At 36.7% G+C, this 21,639-nt stretch carries 24 protein-coding genes, 3 tRNA genes and 1 other annotated feature; of the genes, 24 read left to right on the top strand and 3 right to left on the bottom strand.

Annotated features, from left to right (window positions below; genetic code table 11):
• Nucleotides 1-6: 6 nt before the first annotated feature.
• The 7 genes from K5Q07_RS06505 (at nt 7) to K5Q07_RS06475 (ending at nt 4,366) form a co-directional block, all read left to right on the top strand.
• Complete coding sequence (locus K5Q07_RS06505) at nt 7-423, top strand: hypothetical protein (RefSeq protein WP_054606260.1); 417 nt, start codon at nt 7-9, stop codon at nt 421-423.
• Between the two features lie 101 nt (nt 424-524).
• Nucleotides 525-2,693 carry a Tex family protein gene (locus K5Q07_RS06500; RefSeq protein ID WP_220730208.1) on the top strand — a complete coding sequence of 723 codons (2,169 nt, stop codon included), beginning with the start codon at nt 525-527 and terminating at the stop codon, nt 2,691-2,693.
• Nucleotides 2,694-2,703: 10 nt separating this feature from the next.
• Nucleotides 2,704-3,150 (top strand): SprT family protein, encoded by a 447-nt coding sequence (locus K5Q07_RS06495; RefSeq protein WP_220730207.1) that lies wholly within the window; start codon nt 2,704-2,706, stop codon nt 3,148-3,150.
• 1 nt (nt 3,151) lies between these two features.
• Complete coding sequence (locus tag K5Q07_RS06490) at nt 3,152-4,027, top strand: homoserine kinase (protein ID WP_251067650.1); 876 nt, start codon at nt 3,152-3,154, stop codon at nt 4,025-4,027.
• Nucleotides 4,028-4,094: 67 nt separating this feature from the next.
• Nucleotides 4,095-4,180: transfer RNA gene (locus tag K5Q07_RS06485), tRNA-Leu, on the top strand.
• A gap of 34 nt (nt 4,181-4,214) precedes the next feature.
• Nucleotides 4,215-4,287: transfer RNA gene (locus K5Q07_RS06480), tRNA-His, on the top strand.
• 7 nt (nt 4,288-4,294) lie between these two features.
• A tRNA-Gln gene (locus K5Q07_RS06475) sits at nt 4,295-4,366 on the top strand.
• 109 nt (nt 4,367-4,475) lie between these two features.
• Here the strand turns inward: K5Q07_RS06475 and K5Q07_RS06470 are convergent.
• The gene (locus K5Q07_RS06470; RefSeq protein ID WP_220730205.1) at nt 4,476-5,573 is read right to left on the bottom strand and encodes an LCP family protein; all 1,098 of its coding nucleotides are present in this window, start codon (nt 5,571-5,573) and stop codon (nt 4,476-4,478) included.
• 273 nt (nt 5,574-5,846) lie between these two features.
• Here K5Q07_RS06470 and K5Q07_RS06465 point away from each other — a divergent pair, with 273 nt between their 5' ends.
• The gene (locus K5Q07_RS06465) at nt 5,847-6,800 is read left to right on the top strand and encodes a DMT family transporter (RefSeq protein WP_054606265.1); all 954 of its coding nucleotides are present in this window, start codon (nt 5,847-5,849) and stop codon (nt 6,798-6,800) included.
• Between the two features lie 14 nt (nt 6,801-6,814).
• Nucleotides 6,815-7,483, top strand: a complete 669-nt coding sequence (locus K5Q07_RS06460; protein WP_054606266.1) for a 2,3-bisphosphoglycerate-dependent phosphoglycerate mutase — start codon at nt 6,815-6,817, stop codon at nt 7,481-7,483.
• 34 nt (nt 7,484-7,517) lie between these two features.
• Here the strand turns inward: K5Q07_RS06460 and K5Q07_RS06455 are convergent, their stop codons facing one another.
• Together K5Q07_RS06455 and rpiA are read right to left on the bottom strand one after the other, a co-directional pair.
• Nucleotides 7,518-8,858 (bottom strand): C1 family peptidase, encoded by a 1,341-nt coding sequence (locus tag K5Q07_RS06455; protein WP_220730204.1) that lies wholly within the window; start codon nt 8,856-8,858, stop codon nt 7,518-7,520.
• 106 nt (nt 8,859-8,964) lie between these two features.
• Nucleotides 8,965-9,654, bottom strand: a complete 690-nt coding sequence (gene rpiA / locus K5Q07_RS06450) for a ribose-5-phosphate isomerase RpiA (protein ID WP_034531888.1) — start codon at nt 9,652-9,654, stop codon at nt 8,965-8,967.
• 233 nt (nt 9,655-9,887) lie between these two features.
• Here rpiA and K5Q07_RS06445 point away from each other — a divergent pair, with 233 nt between their 5' ends.
• The 15 genes from K5Q07_RS06445 to rplJ all read left to right on the top strand — a co-directional run bounded on the left by K5Q07_RS06445 (nt 9,888) and on the right by rplJ (nt 21,632).
• A complete protein-coding gene (locus tag K5Q07_RS06445) occupies nt 9,888-10,424 on the top strand; it encodes a dCTP deaminase/dUTPase family protein (protein WP_220730203.1) in 537 nt (178 codons plus the stop codon).
• 26 nt (nt 10,425-10,450) lie between these two features.
• The gene (gene radA / locus K5Q07_RS06440) at nt 10,451-11,827 is read left to right on the top strand and encodes a DNA repair protein RadA (protein WP_220730202.1); all 1,377 of its coding nucleotides are present in this window, start codon (nt 10,451-10,453) and stop codon (nt 11,825-11,827) included.
• 21 nt (nt 11,828-11,848) lie between these two features.
• Complete coding sequence (locus K5Q07_RS06435) at nt 11,849-12,934, top strand: PIN/TRAM domain-containing protein (protein WP_220730201.1); 1,086 nt, start codon at nt 11,849-11,851, stop codon at nt 12,932-12,934.
• Nucleotides 12,935-13,043: 109 nt separating this feature from the next.
• Complete coding sequence (gene gltX, locus K5Q07_RS06430; RefSeq protein WP_220730200.1) at nt 13,044-14,534, top strand: glutamate--tRNA ligase; 1,491 nt, start codon at nt 13,044-13,046, stop codon at nt 14,532-14,534.
• 121 nt (nt 14,535-14,655) lie between these two features.
• Nucleotides 14,656-16,062, top strand: a complete 1,407-nt coding sequence (gene cysS, locus K5Q07_RS06425) for a cysteine--tRNA ligase (RefSeq protein ID WP_220730199.1) — start codon at nt 14,656-14,658, stop codon at nt 16,060-16,062.
• Entirely contained in the window at nt 16,063-16,485 is a 423-nt protein-coding gene (locus K5Q07_RS06420; RefSeq protein WP_191978746.1) for a Mini-ribonuclease 3, read from the top strand.
• A complete protein-coding gene (gene rlmB, locus K5Q07_RS06415; RefSeq protein WP_034531897.1) occupies nt 16,475-17,230 on the top strand; it encodes a 23S rRNA (guanosine(2251)-2'-O)-methyltransferase RlmB in 756 nt (251 codons plus the stop codon). The genes K5Q07_RS06420 and rlmB overlap by 11 nt, the downstream gene beginning before the upstream one ends.
• 14 nt (nt 17,231-17,244) lie before the next feature.
• Nucleotides 17,245-17,769, top strand: a complete 525-nt coding sequence (locus K5Q07_RS06410; RefSeq protein ID WP_220730198.1) for an NYN domain-containing protein — start codon at nt 17,245-17,247, stop codon at nt 17,767-17,769.
• Nucleotides 17,770-17,885: 116 nt separating this feature from the next.
• Complete coding sequence (locus tag K5Q07_RS06405) at nt 17,886-18,506, top strand: sigma factor (RefSeq protein ID WP_220730197.1); 621 nt, start codon at nt 17,886-17,888, stop codon at nt 18,504-18,506.
• A gap of 69 nt (nt 18,507-18,575) precedes the next feature.
• Nucleotides 18,576-18,725 carry a 50S ribosomal protein L33 gene (gene rpmG, locus K5Q07_RS06400; protein WP_054606275.1) on the top strand — a complete coding sequence of 50 codons (150 nt, stop codon included), beginning with the start codon at nt 18,576-18,578 and terminating at the stop codon, nt 18,723-18,725.
• A gap of 12 nt (nt 18,726-18,737) precedes the next feature.
• Nucleotides 18,738-18,911 (top strand): preprotein translocase subunit SecE, encoded by a 174-nt coding sequence (secE, locus tag K5Q07_RS06395; protein ID WP_034531900.1) that lies wholly within the window; start codon nt 18,738-18,740, stop codon nt 18,909-18,911.
• 110 nt (nt 18,912-19,021) lie between these two features.
• Nucleotides 19,022-19,567, top strand: a complete 546-nt coding sequence (gene nusG / locus K5Q07_RS06390; protein WP_034531901.1) for a transcription termination/antitermination protein NusG — start codon at nt 19,022-19,024, stop codon at nt 19,565-19,567.
• 125 nt (nt 19,568-19,692) lie between these two features.
• A complete protein-coding gene (gene rplK, locus K5Q07_RS06385) occupies nt 19,693-20,118 on the top strand; it encodes a 50S ribosomal protein L11 (RefSeq protein WP_034531902.1) in 426 nt (141 codons plus the stop codon).
• A gap of 102 nt (nt 20,119-20,220) precedes the next feature.
• Nucleotides 20,221-20,913, top strand: a complete 693-nt coding sequence (gene rplA, locus K5Q07_RS06380; RefSeq protein WP_034531903.1) for a 50S ribosomal protein L1 — start codon at nt 20,221-20,223, stop codon at nt 20,911-20,913.
• Between the two features lie 72 nt (nt 20,914-20,985).
• Nucleotides 20,986-21,101 (top strand) — a sequence feature (ribosomal protein L10 leader region).
• A 24-nt stretch (nt 21,102-21,125) separates the two neighbouring features.
• Nucleotides 21,126-21,632 carry a 50S ribosomal protein L10 gene (rplJ, locus tag K5Q07_RS06375; protein WP_054606277.1) on the top strand — a complete coding sequence of 169 codons (507 nt, stop codon included), beginning with the start codon at nt 21,126-21,128 and terminating at the stop codon, nt 21,630-21,632.
• Nucleotides 21,633-21,639: the final 7 nt, after the last annotated feature.

The raw sequence follows: 21,639 nt of genomic DNA, 5'->3' as shown, positions 1-21,639 counted from the left end.
TTAATTATGAAGAAAAATAAGATGGCAATCTATGCACCATTTTTATCAGATTTAATCACTAACACTAACAAGGTTGGTGAAGAAATGAGTCATGATTATGATCCATTGGAAGACGCTGTTGCTAACAACGATTACTCATCAATCGATTTAGCTAGCACAAAGGATACTTTCCAAAAGGGGACTGATAAGTACAAAGAATTCTTATCACAACTTGATAACGTCGATGTTCCTGCTAAGGAATTAGGTCGTCATTCAATCCTAAAGGAAGCTTATGCTGACTACGTTAAGGGATGCCAAGACATGGTTGATAGTATCAAAGCTGACACCATTGAAGCAGATGCTTTTAACGAAGCTGGTAAGCTACAACAAGATAGCATTGAACGAGTATTTAAGACAGCTCAAAAAATTATGATGTCAATGTAATAAAATAAAAGATAGTTGGTAAACGTTACCAACTATTTTTTTATCTAAAAATGCAATGATATAATTAAAGACAAACCCAAATAAGAAATGAGATGAACGATTTGGATCAATCAATCATTAAAAAAATTAGAAAAGAATTAGGCAGCTATTCTGAAAAACAAATCATAGCCGTGATTTCCATGTTAGAAGATGGCAATACAGTTCCTTTTATTGCCAGATATCGTAAGGAACGTACAGGTAGTTTGGATGAAGTGCAAATCAGAGAAATTGCTGATACCAACACTAAGATTACAAACTTGGAAAATCGCAAGGAAGAAGTTCTTCGTTTAATTGATGAACAAGGCAAACTAACTGACAAATTAAAGGCTGACATTCAAAAAGCCGAATCCATGCAAAGAGTCGAGGACTTGTACCTACCATACAAGAAAAAGAAGAAGACCAAGGCAATGATTGCTAGAGAACAAGGATTGGAACCATTGGCAAAACTAGTTTTAGCTAATGACGATTCCTTTGTGAATAAGGCAAAAGACTACGTGGATGCAGAAAAAGAATTAAACAACGTTGAAGATGTGTTAAACGGTGTTCATGAAATTCTAGCAGAAGACATTGGAAACGATGCCCATCTAAGAGAATGGATACGAGAAGATACCCAGAAGCATGGTCAAATTGCCAGCAAGGCCAAAAAAGATGCTGATGAAAAAGACGAAAAGCACGTTTATGATGATTACTATGACTTTTCACAACCGATTAACCAATTGAAGAACCACCGTGTTCTAGCGTTAAATCGTGGTGAAAAAGAAAAGGTATTAACAGTCAGCATTGATGTTAATACCAATGTCATCTACAAGTTCTTGCAAGCGGAAACTAACCGTAAGCGTAATGGTAAGTCCGCTGAATTTGTGAAGGATGCTTATGAAGATGCATATGCTCGTTTTATGAAACCAGCAATTGATCGTGAAATCAGAAATGAATTAACTGAAGAAGCTGATGAACACGCTATTAATATCTTCGGTCGCAACTTGTATAACCTATTAATGCAAGCACCTATCAAAGGTAAGGTCGTAATTGGATTTGATCCAGCTTACCGTACCGGATGTAAGCTAGCAGCGATTGATGATAATGGTAAATTCTTGGACAAGTTAGTGATTTATCCACACAAACCAGCCAGTGAAGCCAAACGTCAACAAGCTAAGAAACAACTGGTTGATTTCATTAAGAAAAACAATGCTGAAATGATTGCCATTGGAAATGGAACAGCAAGTCGTGAATCAGAACAATTTGTTTCAGAATTAATTAAAGAAAATAATCTACCGGTATATTACGTAATTGTTAATGAAGCCGGAGCTTCCGTATATTCTGCAAGTCAAAATGCTCGTGATGAATTTCCTGACTTTCACGTTGAAGAACGTTCTGCAGTCAGTATCGGAAGACGTCTTCAAGACCCATTAGCTGAATTAATTAAGATTGATCCTAAGTCAGTCGGGGTTGGTCAATATCAACACGATTTGCCCGCTAAACAATTAGATGCCCAATTGGATCGAGTTGTAGAAACTGCTGTTAATAAAGTTGGTGTAAACGTCAATACTGCCAGTCCAGAACTACTAACTCACATTTCAGGGATGACTAAAACTACCGCGAAAAATGTTGTTAAGTTCAGAAATGAAAATGGTGAATACAAGACTCGTCAATCCTTATCGAAGGTACCTAGATTAGGACAAAAGACCTATGAACAAGCCATTGGTTTCCTAAGAATTTTAGATGGTAGCAACCCATTGGATAATACCGATATTCATCCGGAAAGTTACAAGATTGCTAACCAAATTGTGAATGAATTGAATTTAGGTTTAGATTCATTGGGAACAAAAGAAATTAACCAAGCGTTATCCACATTTGATGTTGATAAGTTTATTAACAATAATGGTTATGGAAAGCAAACCGTTTCGGATATCATTGATGGATTAAAACGTCCTGGTAGAGACTTCCGTGATAACATGCCAACACCAGTCCTAAAACAAGATGTACTAAGGATTGAGGACCTAAAAGAAGGGATGCAACTTCAAGGAACGGTTAGAAACGTAATTGACTTTGGTGCATTCGTCGACGTTGGGGTAAAACAAGATGGACTTGTTCACATCTCTCAAATGAGTGACCAATTCATTTCTGACCCAAGTAGCATTGTTTCTGTGGGAGACATCGTTGATGTTTGGGTATTGTCTGTAGATCTTAAGAGAAATCGGATTCAACTAACAATGATTAATCCGGAGAAGTGATAAAATTTAAATGAATAATCAAGAATTACAAGCTTTGGTGGAAAAGATTTCACAGAAATCTTTTGCTAAACCATTTAAGCACCGCGCTTATTTTAACAGTCGTTTAAGAACCACCGGTGGTAGATACCATGTTTCCAGTCACGATATCGATATCAATCCTAAGATGTTAACAGAACATTCAATGGAAATATTAGTAGGTGTGATTAAGCACGAGCTTTGCCATTATCATCTACACCTAGCTGGGTATTCTGGAAAACATAACACCTTGGCCTTTAAACGATTATTGAAGACAGTGGGTGGTTCAAGATTTGCACCAGCACCTGTGGACAAACGTCCGTTGAAATATATTTGTACACATTGTGGACAAATATATCGTCGTAAGCGTAAAATTGACACCCATAAGTATGTATGTGGAAAATGTCGAGGGAAATTAAAACTAGACACTGGAGATGATTAGTTTGGATAAAAAAATAATTATTCGAGTACCTGCTACATCAACAGGAATCGGAGCAGGAATTAATTCAATCGGAATTGCATTTGGTTTATATTACACCGTCATTGTTGAAGAAGAAATGCAACACTGGCAAGTAAACCATGCACTAGGTGACGACGTACCAAATGATGAAAATAACATCATCGTTCAAACCATTTTAAAAATTGATCCAACAATTAAGCCTCATCAATTGACTGTTATGTCTGACGTACCAATCGGAAGAGGGCTAGGTTCAAGTACTACAGCGATTGTTGCTGGAATCAAGATTGCTAATGCATTGGGTGAATTGGATCTTTCATTAGACGATGAAATTAACATTGGTAGTAAGATTGAAGGGCATGCTGATGGTATAGCATCTGCACTATTAGGTGATATCACCGTTTCTTACTTTAACGGCGAAATGGCCACAACAGTTAAAACCCAAATTCCAGAAGTAATTAATGCGTTAGTATACCTAACTAAGGATGACGGTAGTGATAAGGCTATTTATAAGAACCAAGTTAGCTCTGTAGACGCCGTAAAAGCCAGCAGTGCCACTAATGTGTTAGTAGCATCACTAATGAGCAATGAATGGACTAAAGCCACTGAAATGATGGAAAATGACGCTATTTATACTGATAATATCTATGAAGTAGTGCCAGAACTTGAAACCATCAGAAAACAAGCTCATGAACTAGGTATTTATGGTACTTTCTTAAATCAATCACATCGTTGTGTGATTACCTTTGGAACAGAATCAGAACTAAATCAATTACGTGATAGATTAAACGTCGAAAAACTCCATGGGGTCATGAGATTGATTAAGGTTGATCACGATGGAGCAACTGTACGCGGTGAATAAAAAAATTTAAAACACCTATTGCAAAGTAGGGGAAAATCACATATAATAATATTTGTGATTTTTTATTGCGGCCATGGCGGAATTGGCAGACGCGCAAGATTAAGGATCTTGTCGGGAATATTCCCGGTGGAAGTTCGAGTCTTCTTGGCCGCATTAATGAGAAATCATTATCACATATAATAATATGGCGGTAGTGGTGAAGTGGTTAACACATCGGATTGTGGTTCCGACACGCGTGGGTTCGATTCCCACCTACCGCCCTTTTATTGGGCTATAGCCAAGTGGTAAGGCAACGGGTTTTGATCCCGTGATGCGCTGGTTCGAACCCAGCTAGCCCAACTACTTAAAAGGAGACATCCATTTTGGATGTCTCCTTTTTCTTTGTCATCGTTTTTTTGAAAAATAGGGGGATATAAAAAAGACTCTGGTTTAACCAGAGTCCTTTGTTTTAGTTATCAGTTGAGTAATTGATTTGAGTTGAAGAACTACTCATTACGCTGGATCCAACACTGTAGTCACTAGTTTGGCTTTGTGTTTGATTTAATGAAGTAAGTTTGCTTAATCCAAGGCTTTGTCTAATTGAGTTTGAAATGTTTAGAAGAGTTTCTTGGGTTGGTACTTCGTAATCAATACCATCGACAACAGCAGTTTGACCTTGAAGAGTTTGTGACTTGATGTGATGAGTTGCGTTTCCGTATCTTTCACGTAAAGCAACCATGTCATCAAACTTCATGTCAGTCTTAAGGTTACCTGAGATTGAACTTAGGATTTCCTTGTATCTTGGTAATGAAGAAATGTTCATACCTTTAAGAACAAGCTTTTGTAGTACTTGTCTTTGTCTTACTTGACGACCGTAGTCACCACTTGGATCTTGATGTCTCATTCTTGAGTAGGCAAGAGCTTGGGCACCATTAAGTGTAACTGTCTTACCCTTAGTAACATTCGCAGCTCCATAATGGAAAGTTAAAGGAGGAGTAACGGTAACACCACCAACAGCGTTAACCATCTTTTCTAGACCACCCATGTTAATGATTGCATAGAAGTCAACTGGAACGTTTAACAAGTTTTGTACGGTTTGTACGGCACTTGAAGCACCACCAATAGTATATGCAGCATTAATCTTTTCATAAGGTTGTGAATCTCCAGGAACAGTTACCTTAGTATCACGAGGGATACTTGTTAGATAAATTGTTTCCTTTTTAGGATTAACAGTAGCTAGAATCATTGTATCAGTTCTACCTGTATCGTGACGTCCTAGGGCACCAGTATCAGTACCTAGAAGTAAGATTGAAACAGGTTTGTTTTGAGCAATAATGCTAGATACGTTTCTTTCTTTTGTGGATAAACCTGGTTGATAAGCCTTATCCGCAGCATTCTTCATGTTGACATAAACACCATGAGCAATGATTAATCCAGTAACTATTAGAACTAATAAGATAATAAGTGTGATCCAAGCACCCTTATGACTTTTCTTCTTCTTTTTGAAGTGAGGTTGGTTTCCTCTAGTTCTGGAAGCTCCATCGATGTTTTGATTATTGTTTTGCATAAATCAAAAATAGCTCCTTTATTCTGAATTTCCCCATTATACTACCTATAATCAAGATACGTAAATATAACTTTTATTATAAACTTATTTTTTGAAAAAGAATAATACTTACTAAATATGTAATAAATTGTAATATTTCTGTTACATTTTTAATAAGGCACGGGGATATGATATAATTCTGATGTTAATGTAAAAAACATCACAACATGAACTTTAAGCTTGTAGTGTATCAAGTTTTTTATAATTTGTAAATTTAAAGGAGCGCGTTTAAAGTTGAAAAAGACTTTTCTGTATGTTTTAATTTCCACGTTTATGTTTAGTTCAATGGAAATTGCACTAAAAAGTGTTCAAGGAGTTTTTAGTCCAATCCAATTGAACTTAATTCGATTTTTCATTGGGGGATTAGTATTAATTCCAATCGTGATGAAGAATGGAAAGCAAACATTTTTGACGAGTAAATGGAAAAGTTTAGGTGTCTTCTTATTAACTGGATTTTTATGTGTGGTAGTCAGCATGACGCTATTCCAATTAGCTATCATGTATGATGAAGCATCAACTGTAGCGGTGCTATTTAGTTGTAATCCAGTATTTGCATTACTATTCGCTTTCTTTATTCTAAGAGAAAAGATTAGTCGACTAGGATTTATTTCCTTAGTTCTTTCTATTATCGGATTGCTAATTATAGTTAATCCGGCCAACCTTACTAACCCATTGGGAATTTCTCTAGCATTGGGTTCAGCACTAACATTTGGTCTTTACAGCATTGTATCCAGATGGGGTTCACAAGTTACCGGTCAAAATGGACTAGCAACAACTTGCTACACATTTCTAGCCGGATCTGTTGAACTATTAATTTTAGTATCGATTACAAATATTTCTGCTGTTGCTAACTACATGAATAAGGTAGAATGGTTAAAACCATTTGCTAACACACCAATCATTCATAATATTTCCATGAATTACTTCTGGATTCTATTATTTATCTGTGTCTGCGTTACAGGTGGTGGATTTGCATTCTACTTCCTTGCCATGGAAAGAGCAGGGGTATCAATTGCTTCAATTGTATTTTTCATAAAGCCAGGTTTAGCACCAATCTTGGCAATGATCTTGTTAGGTGAAAAGATTGCAATTAATACTTGGATTGGAATTGTAATCATTCTAATCGGTTCAGTGATTACGTTTATTGGTAGTCAAATGGAACAAAAGAATGCTGCATTAGAAGAATAAAAAGAGATGATAATATGTCGTATTTAGTAATCATGCGTCATGGTCAAAGTGTTGCCAACGAAAAGAATGTCTTTACTGGTTGGAGCGATGTTTCCTTGACTGAGAAAGGGATACAACAAGCTCATGATGCTGGTAAAAAGATTAATCAATTGGAAATTGATTTTGATCATGCTCATACTTCGTTTTTAAAACGCGCAATTGAAACGTTGCATATTGTGTTAAGTGAAATTAACCAACAATATATTCAAGAGACAAAGTCATGGCGACTAAATGAACGTCATTATGGGGCGTTGCGCGGCCGCAAGAAAGATGACGTTAAGTTACAATATGGACCGGAAAAGTTCGCTGAATTCAGACGAAGCTATACAACGGTCCCACCACTACTGGATCAACCCGATGAAGAGTATAAATACGAAAAGATTGGGGTAATTGAACCTCGTGGTGAAAGTCTAAAGATGGCCTATGAAAGATTGATGCCATACTGGCAAGACTCAATTGCACCTAAACTATTGGATGGACAAAATGAGTTAGTGGTTGCTCATGGTTCAACGCTTCGGGCTTTAATTAAGTATTTAGATAATATTAGTGATGATGACATTGATGGAGTGGAAGTTCCAAACGGGAAACCCATCATTTATCATTTCGATGATAAGTTGAATGTAATTAGTAAAAAGACAATATAAAAAGAGCTGATAAATTATCAGCTCTTTTTTTAGATTATTTTTCGTTAAATGCAAGTGTTCCCATTGGATCCCATGGATCTAATACAACAGGGTCTTGTTCTTGATTCTTCTTATCTTCTTCTGATAAGTACTTCTTGTTGATAACAACTTGGTAAGTGAATCGTCTGAACCATGATTCACTCATAACAAAGTAACCCTTTGAACCAACTTGGTTACCCCAAGAGTTTTCAACCTTCCACTTAGTTGGTTGACCATCAACGATATCAACACCGGTGATAACCATGGCGTGGTTCATAACACTTTGATGGTAATCTAATTGTTCGTCCTTACTCATTAATAGATCAATGTCGAATAATTCATCCTTTGAGTATAGGTTGTCGTCCATGATACCTTTTTTACGGTCTGATTCCTTTGAAACATCGCTTCCGAACCAAACGCTTTCACCGTTCTTTAGTTGGGTGATGGTTAGTTCTTCTAGACGATCCATTTCAAGGTTTAAATGTTTTACTTGGCGACCATCGATAACGTTACCTAACATATCAACGGTGTAAGTTTTTTCGTATGGCTTGTCCAAAGTAGGGGAGTTAATGATTGAAACGTAATCTTCTAGGTTTAAGTTTACGTATTTATCAAAGAACTTCTTTGGAGTTAAATCAGTATCGATGTGGTATTCGTTCTTTTCATCGCGGTATTCAAAGTTAAATTCTGAAACTGGTTCACCGAATGAGTAAACTAGGACACGATAAATTTCACTTAACATTTCGTCCTTTACTTTTTCGATGTCTGAACTATTTTGTGAAGCTAATTCACGTAGTTGAATAGCATCCATTCTTAATTTTTGGTTTAATACGGCATTTAATTCTGAAGTGTCATTACTTACGGCTGTTTCAACCATTGCTGATTGAGGAACAACGCCATATTTTTCGATTACTGCACATAACATGTCCCATTGACCACCATCTTGTTGTGGTGAATCTAATAGCCATGAAACACGGCGTGAAGTTAAAGGTTCATCTGCGGTTTTGATGATGTTTTCCAAGAACCAGTTACATTTTTCAAACTTATCCCAGAAAGTAGTGTAGATTTGTGATAATTCAAAATCACCAGATAAGTTAAAGTTTTTAGCTAGGTTATGACGCATAGTATTTAGCGCTGCGAAAATCCAGCAACGGCCACTATGTTTTTGGTTGGCAACTTCACCAGTATCGATTTCAATTGAGAAGTTTGGTTTCATGTTACCTTCCGCTTCGAAGTTGGCAGCTGAAGAGTTAATACCATTATGGCTTACGGCTCTTTGCATTACCTTAGCTTCTTTACGATCTAATAAATCGTTATGATACTTTTGGATATTTTCATTACTAATACTTTTTGACATCATGATTCCTCCTTACTTTTATAATATTATATCACTCAGGTCAAATGACTTTGAAAACTAAAAAACCGCGATAATAGGATTACCTTATCATCACGGTTTAGATTAATTATTTTCTTTTAGCATCGAATGTTTCTGAATGATCTTCATATCCAACAATTACCATATCGACAACATCTAGGAAAAGGCCGTGTTCGACGATTCCAGTCATGTTATTTAGGATGGTTTCAAGTTCATGGGGATGTTCGATGTAACCTAAGTTTAAATCGATAATGTAGTTATCAGCGTGAGTTAACACGTGGCCACCCTTAGCGTTGGTTCTAAATGTAGGATGGTAACCCATATCGTCTAAACGTTTAAATAGGTGAGTACTTCCGTATGGAGTAACTTCCAATGGAAGGGGAAAAGAGCCAAGGTTTTTAGCCATCTTAGTAGCGTCGACAATCCAAATGTTTCGATCTGAGTTGATTGCGACAATTTTTTCACGAAGGTGAGCAACACCGCCACCTTTGATACCTTGGAAATTCTCATCGATTTGGTCAGCACCGTCAATTGTTAAGTCAATATGGTCAACGTCATCGATACTTTTAACATCAATTCCCAGGTCACGAGCACGTTTTGCTGAGCGGTTGGAAGTTGGAACACCAATAATACGTAATCCTTCTTTGGCTACTCGTTCTCCCAATGCATCCAACAAGTACTTTACAGTTGAACCTGTACCAAGGCCGACGGTCATACCATCTTTGATATATTTGACAGCTTCTTGGCCGGCAACTTTTTTCATTAATTCTTTATCCATAATCCTTTTCCCCTCTAAAATATTCGGTAAAACGACGTTAAATCGACTTTGAATGCATAAACATTCAGACGAAAGGTTTCGAACAAAGGTATTGAGCATACCTCATTAATACTATATTAATTTTCTATGCTTATCGTGTGTTTGTCAAATAAAATATTTGTATTTAATTGTTAACAGATTTCATATAAAATACGTAGTATAATAATACTAATAAATTAACAGGATGTGTAGATATGAAAAGAGGATTTGAAGTAGTTACAAAGTACAAGGATAAAGGCATCAACCTACCTTATCGTTCTACTAAACAAGCAGCAGGTTACGATATTGAAGCGGGTGTCGATTTTGTATTGCCTTCAATTTGGAAATTAGGATTTTTAAAAGTACTATGGGCAATTAAGCACGAAAAAGACGTATCTGAAGATGAAATGCAACGTGCAAAGGATATTTTACGTCCATTATTAGTGCCAACCGGAATTAAAGCATACATGCAACCTGATGAAATGCTTTTAATTGCTAACCGTTCAAGTGGACCGTTAAAGAGAGGCATGGTTTTACCAAACGGAATTGGTATCGTTGATGCTGATTACTATGGCAATGAAAGTAACGAAGGAGAATTATTCGTCCAAATGACTAACTTCGGATTACTAGATCGTAAAATTAAGAAGGGTGAGAGAATTGCTCAAGGTATTTTCGTACCATTCTTAACAACTGATGACGACTCAAACAAGGGAACTAAACGAATTGGTGGTTTCGGTTCATCTGGTAAATAATAACGAATTAAAGAAAGGAAATTAATGTGGCTAAAGTAAAGACCCAATTTGTTTGCGAAGAATGTGGGTACATTTCACCCAAGTATTTGGGACACTGTCCCAATTGTGGAAAATGGAACACATTTGAAGAACAAACCGTTCAAAAAGAAACATCGAGTTTGAAATCGACTCACCGAATGGATTTCAATGGTCAACAAACCAAACCACAACTAATCAAAGATGTTAAGTTTGAAAAAGAATCGCGTTTTGAAACCGAATCACAAGAATTTAACCGTGTATTAGGTGGCGGAATTGTGCCAGGCTCATTAATTTTAATTGGTGGGGATCCTGGTATCGGGAAATCCACACTATTACTTCAAATTTCTGGCCAACTGGGTGCCAAGGACCAACGCGTTTTATATGTATCTGGGGAAGAAAGTGCCAGCCAAATTAAACTAAGAGCAGAAAGATTATCAGTTAATGGTTCAAACATGTACCTATACCCAGAAACTGATATGGGGGCTATTAAGTCCGCTATTGATGAAATCAAACCAGACGCAGTCGTGATTGACTCTGTTCAAACCATTTCTGAACCAGAAGTTGATTCCGCAATTGGTTCCGTATCACAGGTAAGAGCAATTACCGCTGATTTAATGTCTATTGCTAAGACCAATGGAATTACCATCTTTGTGGTGGGCCACGTTACCAAGGGTGGCTCAATCGCCGGACCAAAGACACTAGAACATATGGTTGATACCGTTCTATACTTCGAAGGAGATATGCATCATTCCTACCGTATTTTAAGAGCTGTTAAAAACCGTTTCGGTTCAACTGATGAACTGGGCATTTTTGACATGCAAGAATCTGGATTAAGAGAAGTTGCTAACCCATCGGAAGTCTTTCTAGAAGAGAGATTGAAGGACGCTAATGGTTCCGCAATTGTTGTTTCAATTGAAGGAACTAGACCAATCCTAGTTGAAATTCAGGCATTGGTAACACCGTCAGTATTTGGTAATGCCCAAAGAACTGCTACAGGAATTGATCGCAATCGCGTTGCCGTTTTAATGGCCGTGCTAGAAAAGCGTGCAGGACTAATGCTGCAAAACCAAGATGCCTTCTTGAAGGCTGCTGGTGGGGTTAAACTAAACGAACCAGCAATCGACTTGGCTGTCGCCATTAGTGTGGCTTCCAGCTATAAGAACAAGGGAACCGATCCTAGCGAGTGTTATATCGGTGAAATTGGTTTGACTGGTGAAATTAGACGAGTTAACCGCATTGAACAACGTGTTTTAGAAGCACAAAAGCTTGGCTTTAAGCGCGTATTAATACCAAAACATAATATGTCGGGCTGGATGGCTCCAGACGGAATTGAAGTTGTCGGGGTATCCACACTGGCTCAAGCGATTAAAATCGCACTTAACTAACACATACTGAGGAAGATAATTATGAAAAAAATTGATCGATTTACGGTTATCCAATTTATATTTGTCATTTTAGGAGCTACCTTAGGGGTAATTTATTTACCTGTTATTTGGCATGCTTTGTGGGAAAACCCTTCAATTTTATTAAATAATGCACTAGTTGATTCAGTGATTGGAGCAATCGTTTTTTATATTCTTTCATTGTTTGTTGTTAAACGAATCATGAATGCAATGAGTGTCGTTGAAAAACAATTATCACAAAAGAACCCATTCTATATTTTAATGGGAACTTTGGGGATGATTATTGGATTAATCTTAGCTATATTAATTTCAATTGTGCTATTTAGAACACCTTATTTAATCACTAATTTGATTTTGCCAGCTCTATTGATGATTACTTTTGGATACCTAGGTTTTCTATTAGGAACCACTAAACTAAATGATTGGCGTAATATTTTTAGAGTTAGCTTGAGAAAGGGCGGTAGTGCCTTAACTAATTCTTCCAGTCGTAATAAATCAATTAAAATATTGGATACAAACATCTTAATTGATGGCCGTATCTATGAGGTTGCAAAGACTGGTTTTATCGAAGGAACATTACTTGTTCCTAAATTTGTGTTGTATGAATTGCAATACATTGCAGATTCAGCAGACAGTCAAAAAAGAATTCGTGGTCGTCGTGGCTTGGATATTTTAAATAAACTTCAAACAGAAAAGATTATGCCAATTGAAATCACAGATCAAGATTACGACAACATCAAAGAAGTCGATACTAAGCTAATCAAATTAGCTAAGGATTTCAACGGTTCAATCATTACTAACGATTACAACCTGAATAAGGTTATCCAATTCCAAAAGGTTAACGTATTAAACATTAACGAATTGGCTAACTCACTAAAGCCAAGATTTGTGCCTGGTGAACATCTTGAAGTTATGATTTTGAAAAAGGGAACTGAAAGAAGCCAAGGGGTAGCATTCTTGGATGACGGAACCATGGTTGTCGTAGAAGATGGAAAGAATCATTTAAACGAACGACTATCCGTTGAGGTAACCAGTTCAATTCAAACAGACGCGGGTAAAATGATTTTTGCAAGAATTGATGATAAATAAAAGGTTATAGAAGCCTTTAGATTTTTACTGAGCACTTTATTTTTATCGCTAATAATTGTAAAATTAGAATGTTATTCTAAGAATTTATAAAAAAGAGGAGAAAATATCATTGGCTAATAAGAAAATTCGTGTTAGATATGCACCAAGTCCAACCGGACATTTACACATTGGTAATGCTAGAACAGCAATTTTTAATTATCTATTTGCTAGACATAATAAAGGTAAGTTTATTATCCGTATCGAAGATACTGATACTAAGCGAAACGTAGCTGATGGTGAGAAAAGTCAGTTAGACAACTTAAAATGGCTTGGCTTAGATTGGGATGAAGGTCCAGACAAACCTGGTAAGTTTGGACCATACAGACAATCAGAAAGACGTTCAATTTACGATCCATTGATTCAAAAACTATTGGATGAAGACAAGGCTTACTACTCATACAGAACTGAAGAAGAACTAGAAGCTGATCGTGAAGAACAACGTGCAAAGGGCATTATGCCTCATTATGAATACGAATACGCTGGTATGTCAGAAGAAGAAATTCAAAAATCAATGGCTGAATCAGAAGCTAAAGGTTTGAAACCAGTTATTCGTTTCAGAGTACCAAAGAACAAGACCTACGCATGGGACGATGTTGTTAAGGGCCATGTTGAATTTAGCTCTGACACTATTGGTGGAGACTTCGTTATCGTAAAACGTGACGGAATGCCTACTTACAACTTCGCGGTTATTATTGATGACCATGAAATGCAAATTTCACATGTATTTAGAGGTGACGACCACGTTGCTAATACACCAAAACAATTAATGATGTACGAAGCATTTGGTTGGGAAGCTCCAGTATTCGGGCACATGAGTTTAATTACTAGTGCCGACACTGGTAAGAAACTAAGTAAACGTGATGAATCAATCATTCAATTTATCGAACAATACAGAGATCTAGGTTATCTACCAGAAGCAATGTTTAACTTCATTACTCTATTAGGTTGGTCTCCAAAGGGTGAAGATGAAATCTTCTCACAACGTGATTTCATCAAGATGTACGACGAACACCGTCTAAGCAAGTCACCAGCTAACTTCGATAACAAGAAACTTGAATGGATTAACAACCAATACGTTAAGGCAGCGGATGAAGATGTTGTTATGGACTTAGCATTACGTCAATTAATTGCTAAGGGTAACATTCCTGAAAATCCAGATGCATTAACTATCGAATGGGCTCGTAAGTTAATCAACACTTACAAGCAACAAATGAGCTACATGGCTCAAATCAACTCAATGGCTGACGTATTCTTTAACGAACCAGCTAAGGTTTCTGGTGAAGCTCTTGAAGAAATTCAAAATGAAACTGCACCAGTTGTTCTAAAAGCCTTTGCTGAAAAGATTAAGGATGTTCCAGTTTTCGACAAGATTGAAATCCTAAAGACAATTAAGGAAATTCAAAAGGAAACTAAGATAAAGGGACGTCAACTATGGATGCCAATCAGAATTGCCGTAACTCACGAAAGTCACGGTCCTGAACTACCTGAATCAATCGAATTGATTGGTAGAGAAAAGGCTCTAAAACACATTGATGAAACTTTAAAGCAAATCAATCAATAATAAATAAGGCTCGCTAAAGCATGCTTTGGCGGGCTTTTTTTATTTGAATTTATCCTAATATAGTAGCTATTATTATGATAGAATGAAGTAAGTATAAAAAATAGGAATAGGGGTGCCATTAATGCTAAGGATCCATAATACATTAACTCAAGAAAAAGACGTTTTTAAGCCAATTAAGTCAAGAACAGTTGGTATGTACGTCTGTGGTCCAACAGTATATAACTATATTCATATTGGAAATGCGCGTAGTATTGTTGCTTTCGATACTATTCGTCGTTACTTTGAATATTGTGGTTACCAGGTGAATTACATTTCTAATTTTACGGATGTTGATGATAAATTAATTAATGAAGCTAAAGAAGAAAACAGTACAGTAATGGATATTGCTAATAAGTACATTGAAGCTTACAAAGAAGACGTGGCTGCATTGAATGTTGAGCCAGCGACTGTTAATCCAAGAGCTACTGATAACATTGATGGAATTATTCAATTCGTAAAAGAATTGGTTGAAGATGGCTACGCATATGCTGTTGACGGCGATGTGTACTATCGTGCAAGAAAGTTCAATGATTATGGTCATTTATCACATCAAAGTGTTGATGATTTGGAATCAGGAGCTAGCCAACACGTATCTGAAGAAGAACTTTCCAAAAAGGAAGATCCAATCGATTTTGTTTTATGGAAAGCTGCTAAGCCAGGCGAAATTTCATGGGATTCACCATGGGGGAAAGGTCGTCCGGGCTGGCACATTGAATGTTCAGTAATGTCTACCAAGTACTTAGGTAACACAATTGATATCCACGGTGGTGGGGAAGATTTGAAGTTCCCTCACCATGAAAACGAACGTGCGCAAAGTGAAGCTAAGACCGGTGCAAAGTTTGTTAACTACTGGATGCACAATGGATTTGTTACCGTCGGTGATGAAAACGAAAAAATGAGTAAGTCACTAGGTAACTTCGTAACAGTTCACGATATTGTTAAACGAGTTGATCCTCAAGTAGTTAGATTCTTGATGTCTACTACTCAATACCGTCGTCCAATCCAATATAACGAAACTAATTTGAAGGCTGCTGAAAACAACTTAAACAAGTTAAGAAATGCCTACAATAACTTGAAGTACCGTTTAAGCGATGCCACCGATATCATTGATATGAAGCTAGAACAAGAAATCAGACAAATTCAAGCTGACTTCCAAGATGCAATGGATGATGATTTTAATGCACAAAACGGAATTGATTGTGTATATGAACTGGCTAAGCTTGGTAATATGTATGCTCAAAGACCTGAAGTAGGTAAGGATACTGTTAACCTAATTATCAATAAGCTAGAAAAGATGGCTTCTATTTTTGGTGTTGTCTTTAAGGAAGAAACACTAGATGACGATTCAGTTCAATCATTGATTGATGAACGTAACGAAGCAAGAAAAAACAAGGACTTCGCAAGAAGTGATGAAATTAGAGATCAACTACGAGACCAAGGAATCATCCTAGAAGATACTGCCCAAGGTACTCGTTTCAGAAGGGAATAAATGATGGAAAACCAGAATGTGGATTACAAACAGTTAAACGGAATAGCATTAGCATATCTTGGCGATTCAGTTTACGAAGTGTTCGTTAGAAAGCACCTTTTAAACCTAGGCATTACAAAGCCAAATCGTCTTCAAAAGACAGCTAGAAAGTATGTTTCAGCTAAGGCTCAAGCAGCATTAATCGATTTAATGATTGAAGATGGCATCCTAACAGATGAAGAAGATGCTGTGTTTAAAAGAGGTCGTAACGCTAAGAGTTATACCCATGCTAAAAACACTAGCGTTTTGACTTACCGCTATTCAACTGGTTTTGAAGCTATGATGGGATATCTTTCATTAAGTAAACAAGATGACCGTTTAGAAGAATTATCTAACTGGTGTATTGAACAAGTCGATGCTGGGAGGCCAAAATATGAAGACTAATGACCAAAGCGAATTTATTATCGGACGCCATCCGGTAGTTTCCGCATTAAGAGGAAAACAAGAAATTAACAAGGTTTTCCTACAAAACGGAATCAAGAAAGACGAAAAAAGTGTTGAAGAAATCATCAAACTAGCTAAGCAAAAGCACTTAGTAATCTCAACTGTGCCAAAGCAAAAGTTAGACTTGCTTTCAGATAATCAAAATCATCAAGGGGTGGTTTTATCAATCTCACCATACAAGTATGCAACCATTGATGAATTATTTGAAAACTCTGCAAAACAAGATGTACCACCATTCTTTTTAATTCTTGATAACATTGAAGATCCTCACAACTTGGGTTCAATTATCAGAACAGCTGATGCTGCCGGTGTTACCGGTGTAATCATTCCAAAACACCGTGCTGTTGGTTTAACATCAACAGTTGCTAAGACATCTGCTGGGGCAATTGAAAGAATTCCGGTTGCTAGAGTGACTAACTTAGTTAACACTGTTAATGACTTAAAACAACAAGGAGTTTGGGTATTCGGAACAGACGTTAAAGGTGCAGATTACCGTCGTTGGGATGCCAAAGGACCTGTTGCTGTTATCATCGGAAATGAAGGTAAGGGAATTTCACCATTACTAAAGAAGAACGTTGATGAAATGCTAACCATTCCAATGGTTGGTCAACTACAAAGTTTAAACGCCAGTGTTGCTGCTAGTTTATTAATGTATCAAGCTTATAATTCAAGAAATCCACTATAAGAAGGATTAAGCCAATGAAAAAACAACTATTATTAATCGATGGATATAACGTCATCGGAAATTGGCCTGAGTTGAATAAGTTAAAGCTGGATAATCGTTTGGCAGACGCCAGGGATGAATTAATTAATATCATTTCGGAGTATAAAAAGTATCGTGACTTAGATATGATGATTATCTTTGATGCGATGTATGTGCCGGGATTATCAAAGAAAGATAAGAAGCATAACTTAGACATTGTTTGGACTAATAAAGATGAAACTGCTGATAGTTATATCGAAGCGTATGCCAGACAAAAGCAATCCAGATTTGTTCAGGTGGTTGTGGTCACTTCTGATCAGGCTGAACAATGGACTGTCTTTTCAGCGGGGGCTTTGAGAATATCAGCACGTGAATTGCTTCGTGATGTTGAACGTTCAAAACGAGAAATTAAGACCCAAGTTCGTAGTTATACCAATCAATTAACTGGGCGCAGAACGCCTTGGTCTAATGACCAATTGTTGAGATTGGAAAAGCTAAGAGATAATTTAACAAACGATTAAAAGCTATATATATTTATACCGATTCGTTCAAATATAAACGAACGGATATTCGCTTGTTTATGATTATGTAACTATATAAATTATTTTATGTAATTATAATCAGAGGTGAATAGATAATGAGCTTTGACCAAAATAATATTGATATAAAATTAATTCTTGATTTTAAAGAAAATGGCAGTGAAGAGTCACTGCAAAAACTGTTTGATAAGTACAAACCATTGGTCAACAAAGTGTGGCGCAATTATTACTTGCACGACATGGACATAGACGACTGGTATCAAGAATCAATGCTTGTGATGATAAAAAACATCCGTAATTATGATCCAAATCATAAAGCGACATTTGGAACGTTATATCAGATTAGCTTAAAGAATCATTTGTATGACATTCTTAGGAAAAGAAAAGCCAAGAAGAGAATGCCTGTTGATAAAATGGTTTCATATAATGCTAACGAGTTATACTTTCAAAATAGTTTGAAGGATAGAATCTTTTTGACGCCAGCTCAGTCAATGAATATCAAAATTTGTTATGAAGAGTTGATTGCTAGACTATCACCTTTGGAATCTGAAATTGCGTTTTGCTATTTAGAAGATTTAATTAATGAAAATAATTTTTCCATTGATAGATTGAAGGTGGCGTTAGCAAGACATCCAGAAAACGCTACTAATATAGTTGATAATTGTATTGCAAGAGTCAAAAACAAGTTAAAGAAGATTGTTAAAAAGGTCTATGACTAGTTGTTAGCATAAATTGACTATCAAAAATATAAATGCTATTATGAATTTATTCAAAAGGGGGATATAACGATGTCACAAAATAAAGTCGCTTTACAATGTGAAATCTGTGGATCCCGTAATTACACAACCTCGGTTGGTAATAACCATGAAGATCGATTAGAAGTAAAAAAATACTGTAAACATTGTGGCAAGTCTACGATGCATAAAGAAACACGTTAGTGGAGGAAAAATATGAAGTTATTTAAGTTCTTTAAAAGTGTTGGTACAGAAATGAAACTAGTTGTATGGCCTAATGGGCACCAAACTAGAATTGACACTACCATCGTAGTATCAATGTCAATTATCTTTGCAATCTTCTTTGCAATTGTCGACTGGGCAATTCAATCAGGATTACTATACCTATAATTTACTGTTTTAAATTATAGTAAATAGTGATATTATAATAGGTAGTTTGAAACTTCGTGAGTGCGGAGTTTTTTTTATTTTGCAAAAAATCATAAAGGGAGCTAATTTTAATGGAATCAGCAGAAAAGCAATGGTATGTTATTCATACTTATTCAGGATACGAAAACAAAGTTAAGGCTAACCTTGATTCACGTAAAGAATCAATGGGTATGTCAAACTTTATCTTTAGAGTAGTTGTTCCAGAAACAGAAGAACACGAAGTTAAAGATGGTGTAGACAAGGCTAAGATGGAAAAGACTTTCCCTGGTTATGTTCTAGTAGAAATGGTTATGACTGACGAAGCATGGTACATCGTTAGAAATACTCCAGGTGTTACTGGATTTATCGGATCACATGGTCAAGGAAGTAAGCCAACTCCATTGCTACCAGATGAAGTAGAACTAGTTCTAAGTCGTCTTGGCGTTTCTCAAGAAAAGCAAGAATTGGATGCTGAAGTGGGAGACACAATTACTATTATTGACGGTGCCTTTGCTGATCTTTCAGGTAAGGTTATCGAAAAAGATGACGAAAAAGGTAAGTTAAAGGTTAATATTGATATGTTCGGTCGTGCAACTACTGCTGAACTTAACTTTAACCAAGTACAACCAATTAGATAAAAATTTGGGTTGTTAAAAATATTTAAACGTGATATATTATTGGTTGTATGTTTACGCATACTTAAGTGGGAGGAGAAATCTCATCTCCAATTTTTACCACACACGGACTTAAGGAGGTATGTCTCGTGGCTAAAAAAGTAGCTAACGTAGTTAAATTGCAAATTCCTGCGGGTAAAGCAACACCTGCTCCTCCAGTTGGACCTGCATTGGGTCAAGCTGGTATTAACATTATGGGATTCACTAAGGAATTCAACGCTCGTACTGCTGATCAAGCAGGATACTTGATTCCAGTTGTGATTTCTGTATATGAAGATCGTTCATTCGATTTCATTACTAAGACACCACCTGCTTCAATTCTATTGAAGAAGGCTGCTGGTGTTGAACATGGTTCCGGTGAACCAAACACTAACAAGGTTGCTAGTGTAACTAAGGACCAAGTTAAGGAAATCGCCGAAACTAAGATGAAAGATCTAAACGCAGCTGATGTTGAAGCCGCAATGCGTATGATCGAAGGTACTGCACGTAGTATGGGATTCACTGTTGAAGGTTAATTCAACAATTGTTTCTATACTGTAGTACCATAACACCTAATATTTAGGTGTTATGTGGGAGGTTTATCCGTTACAACCACAATTGCAAGGAGGAAAACACAGATGGCTCAAAAAAGAGGTAAAAAGTATCAAGATGCTTTAAAACAAGTAGACCGTAACAAGGCTTACTCTGTTGAAGAAGCTGTTGATCTTGTAAAGAAAATTGATTTTGCTAAGTTCGATTCAACTGTTGAAGTTGTATTTAACTTAAATGTTGACACTAAACAAGCTGATCAACAATTACGTGGTGCTGTTGTCTTACCAAACGGTACAGGTAAAGACCAAAAAGTTGTTGTATTTGCTAAGGGTGACAAGGCTAAGGAAGCTGAAGAAGCCGGCGCTGACTTTGTTGGTGAAGCAGACCTAGCTGAAAAAATCCAAAATGGTTGGTTAGACTTTGATGTTGCTATCGCAACACCAGATATGATGGCTCAAGTTGGTCGTCTAGGTCGTGTTCTTGGACCAAAGAACTTAATGCCAAACCCTAAGACTGGTACAGTTACTATGGATGTTAAGAAGGCCGTATCTGATTCTAAATCAGGTAAGGTTACTTACCGTACTGACCGTGACGGAAACGTTGCTGTTATCATCGGTAAGTCATCATTCGACGCTGACAAGCTAGTTGGTAACTTCAAGGCTATTGAAGACTTGATTGTTAAGAACCGTCCAGCTTCAGTTCGTGGTACTTACATCAGTAACCTATCAGTTTCAACAACCTTTGGACCTGGTGTGAAGGTTGATCTAGAATCATTCTAAAGTTAAGTAATTAATTTGGAATTTAAAAATCCCTATTGACCAAAGTTTATATATATAGTAAAATTCTATTTGTTATAAAATTGATATCTACCTAAGACTTGGGTGGTACTTGTACCTTAATATCCCAACGAGGACACTTAAAATGGTTTCTCTATGTCTAGGTGGCATAGGGATTTTTTATTAAATCCCAAAAAATATTGGGAGGTGAAACAATGCCAAAGAAAGAAGTAATCGACGCTAAAGCTAAACGTGTAGAAGCTGTTACAGAACAATTCAACAATTCAACTACTGCTATTGTTGTTAACTACCGTGGTTTAAACGTTGCTGAAGTAACTGACCTACGTAAGCAATTACGTGATGCAGGTGTTTCATTCAGTGTTATCAAGAATAACATTGCTGTACGTGCATCTAAGGAAGCAGGTTACGAAGAATTAGGTGACTTATTCAAGGGTCCTACTGCCGTAGCATTCTCTGATGAAGATCCTATTGCTCCAGCTAAGGTATTAAAGCATTTTGCTGATAACACTGAAGCTGTTGAAATCAAGGGTGGTATTCTTGAAAACAAGATCGCTACTCTACAAGAAATTGACGAATTCGCTTCATTACCAAGTCGCGAAGAATCAATCTCAATCCTTGCAAGCATGTTACAATCACCTGTTCGCAAGTTTGCTATTGCTGTTAAAGCAGTTGCAGAAAAGGGCGATGGCGACGCAGCCTAAGCTCATA

This window comes from Apilactobacillus zhangqiuensis (genome assembly GCF_019656215.1).
Taxonomy (GTDB): domain Bacteria; phylum Bacillota; class Bacilli; order Lactobacillales; family Lactobacillaceae; genus Apilactobacillus; species Apilactobacillus zhangqiuensis.
This window is presented reverse-complemented; position numbering and strand designations above follow the sequence as displayed.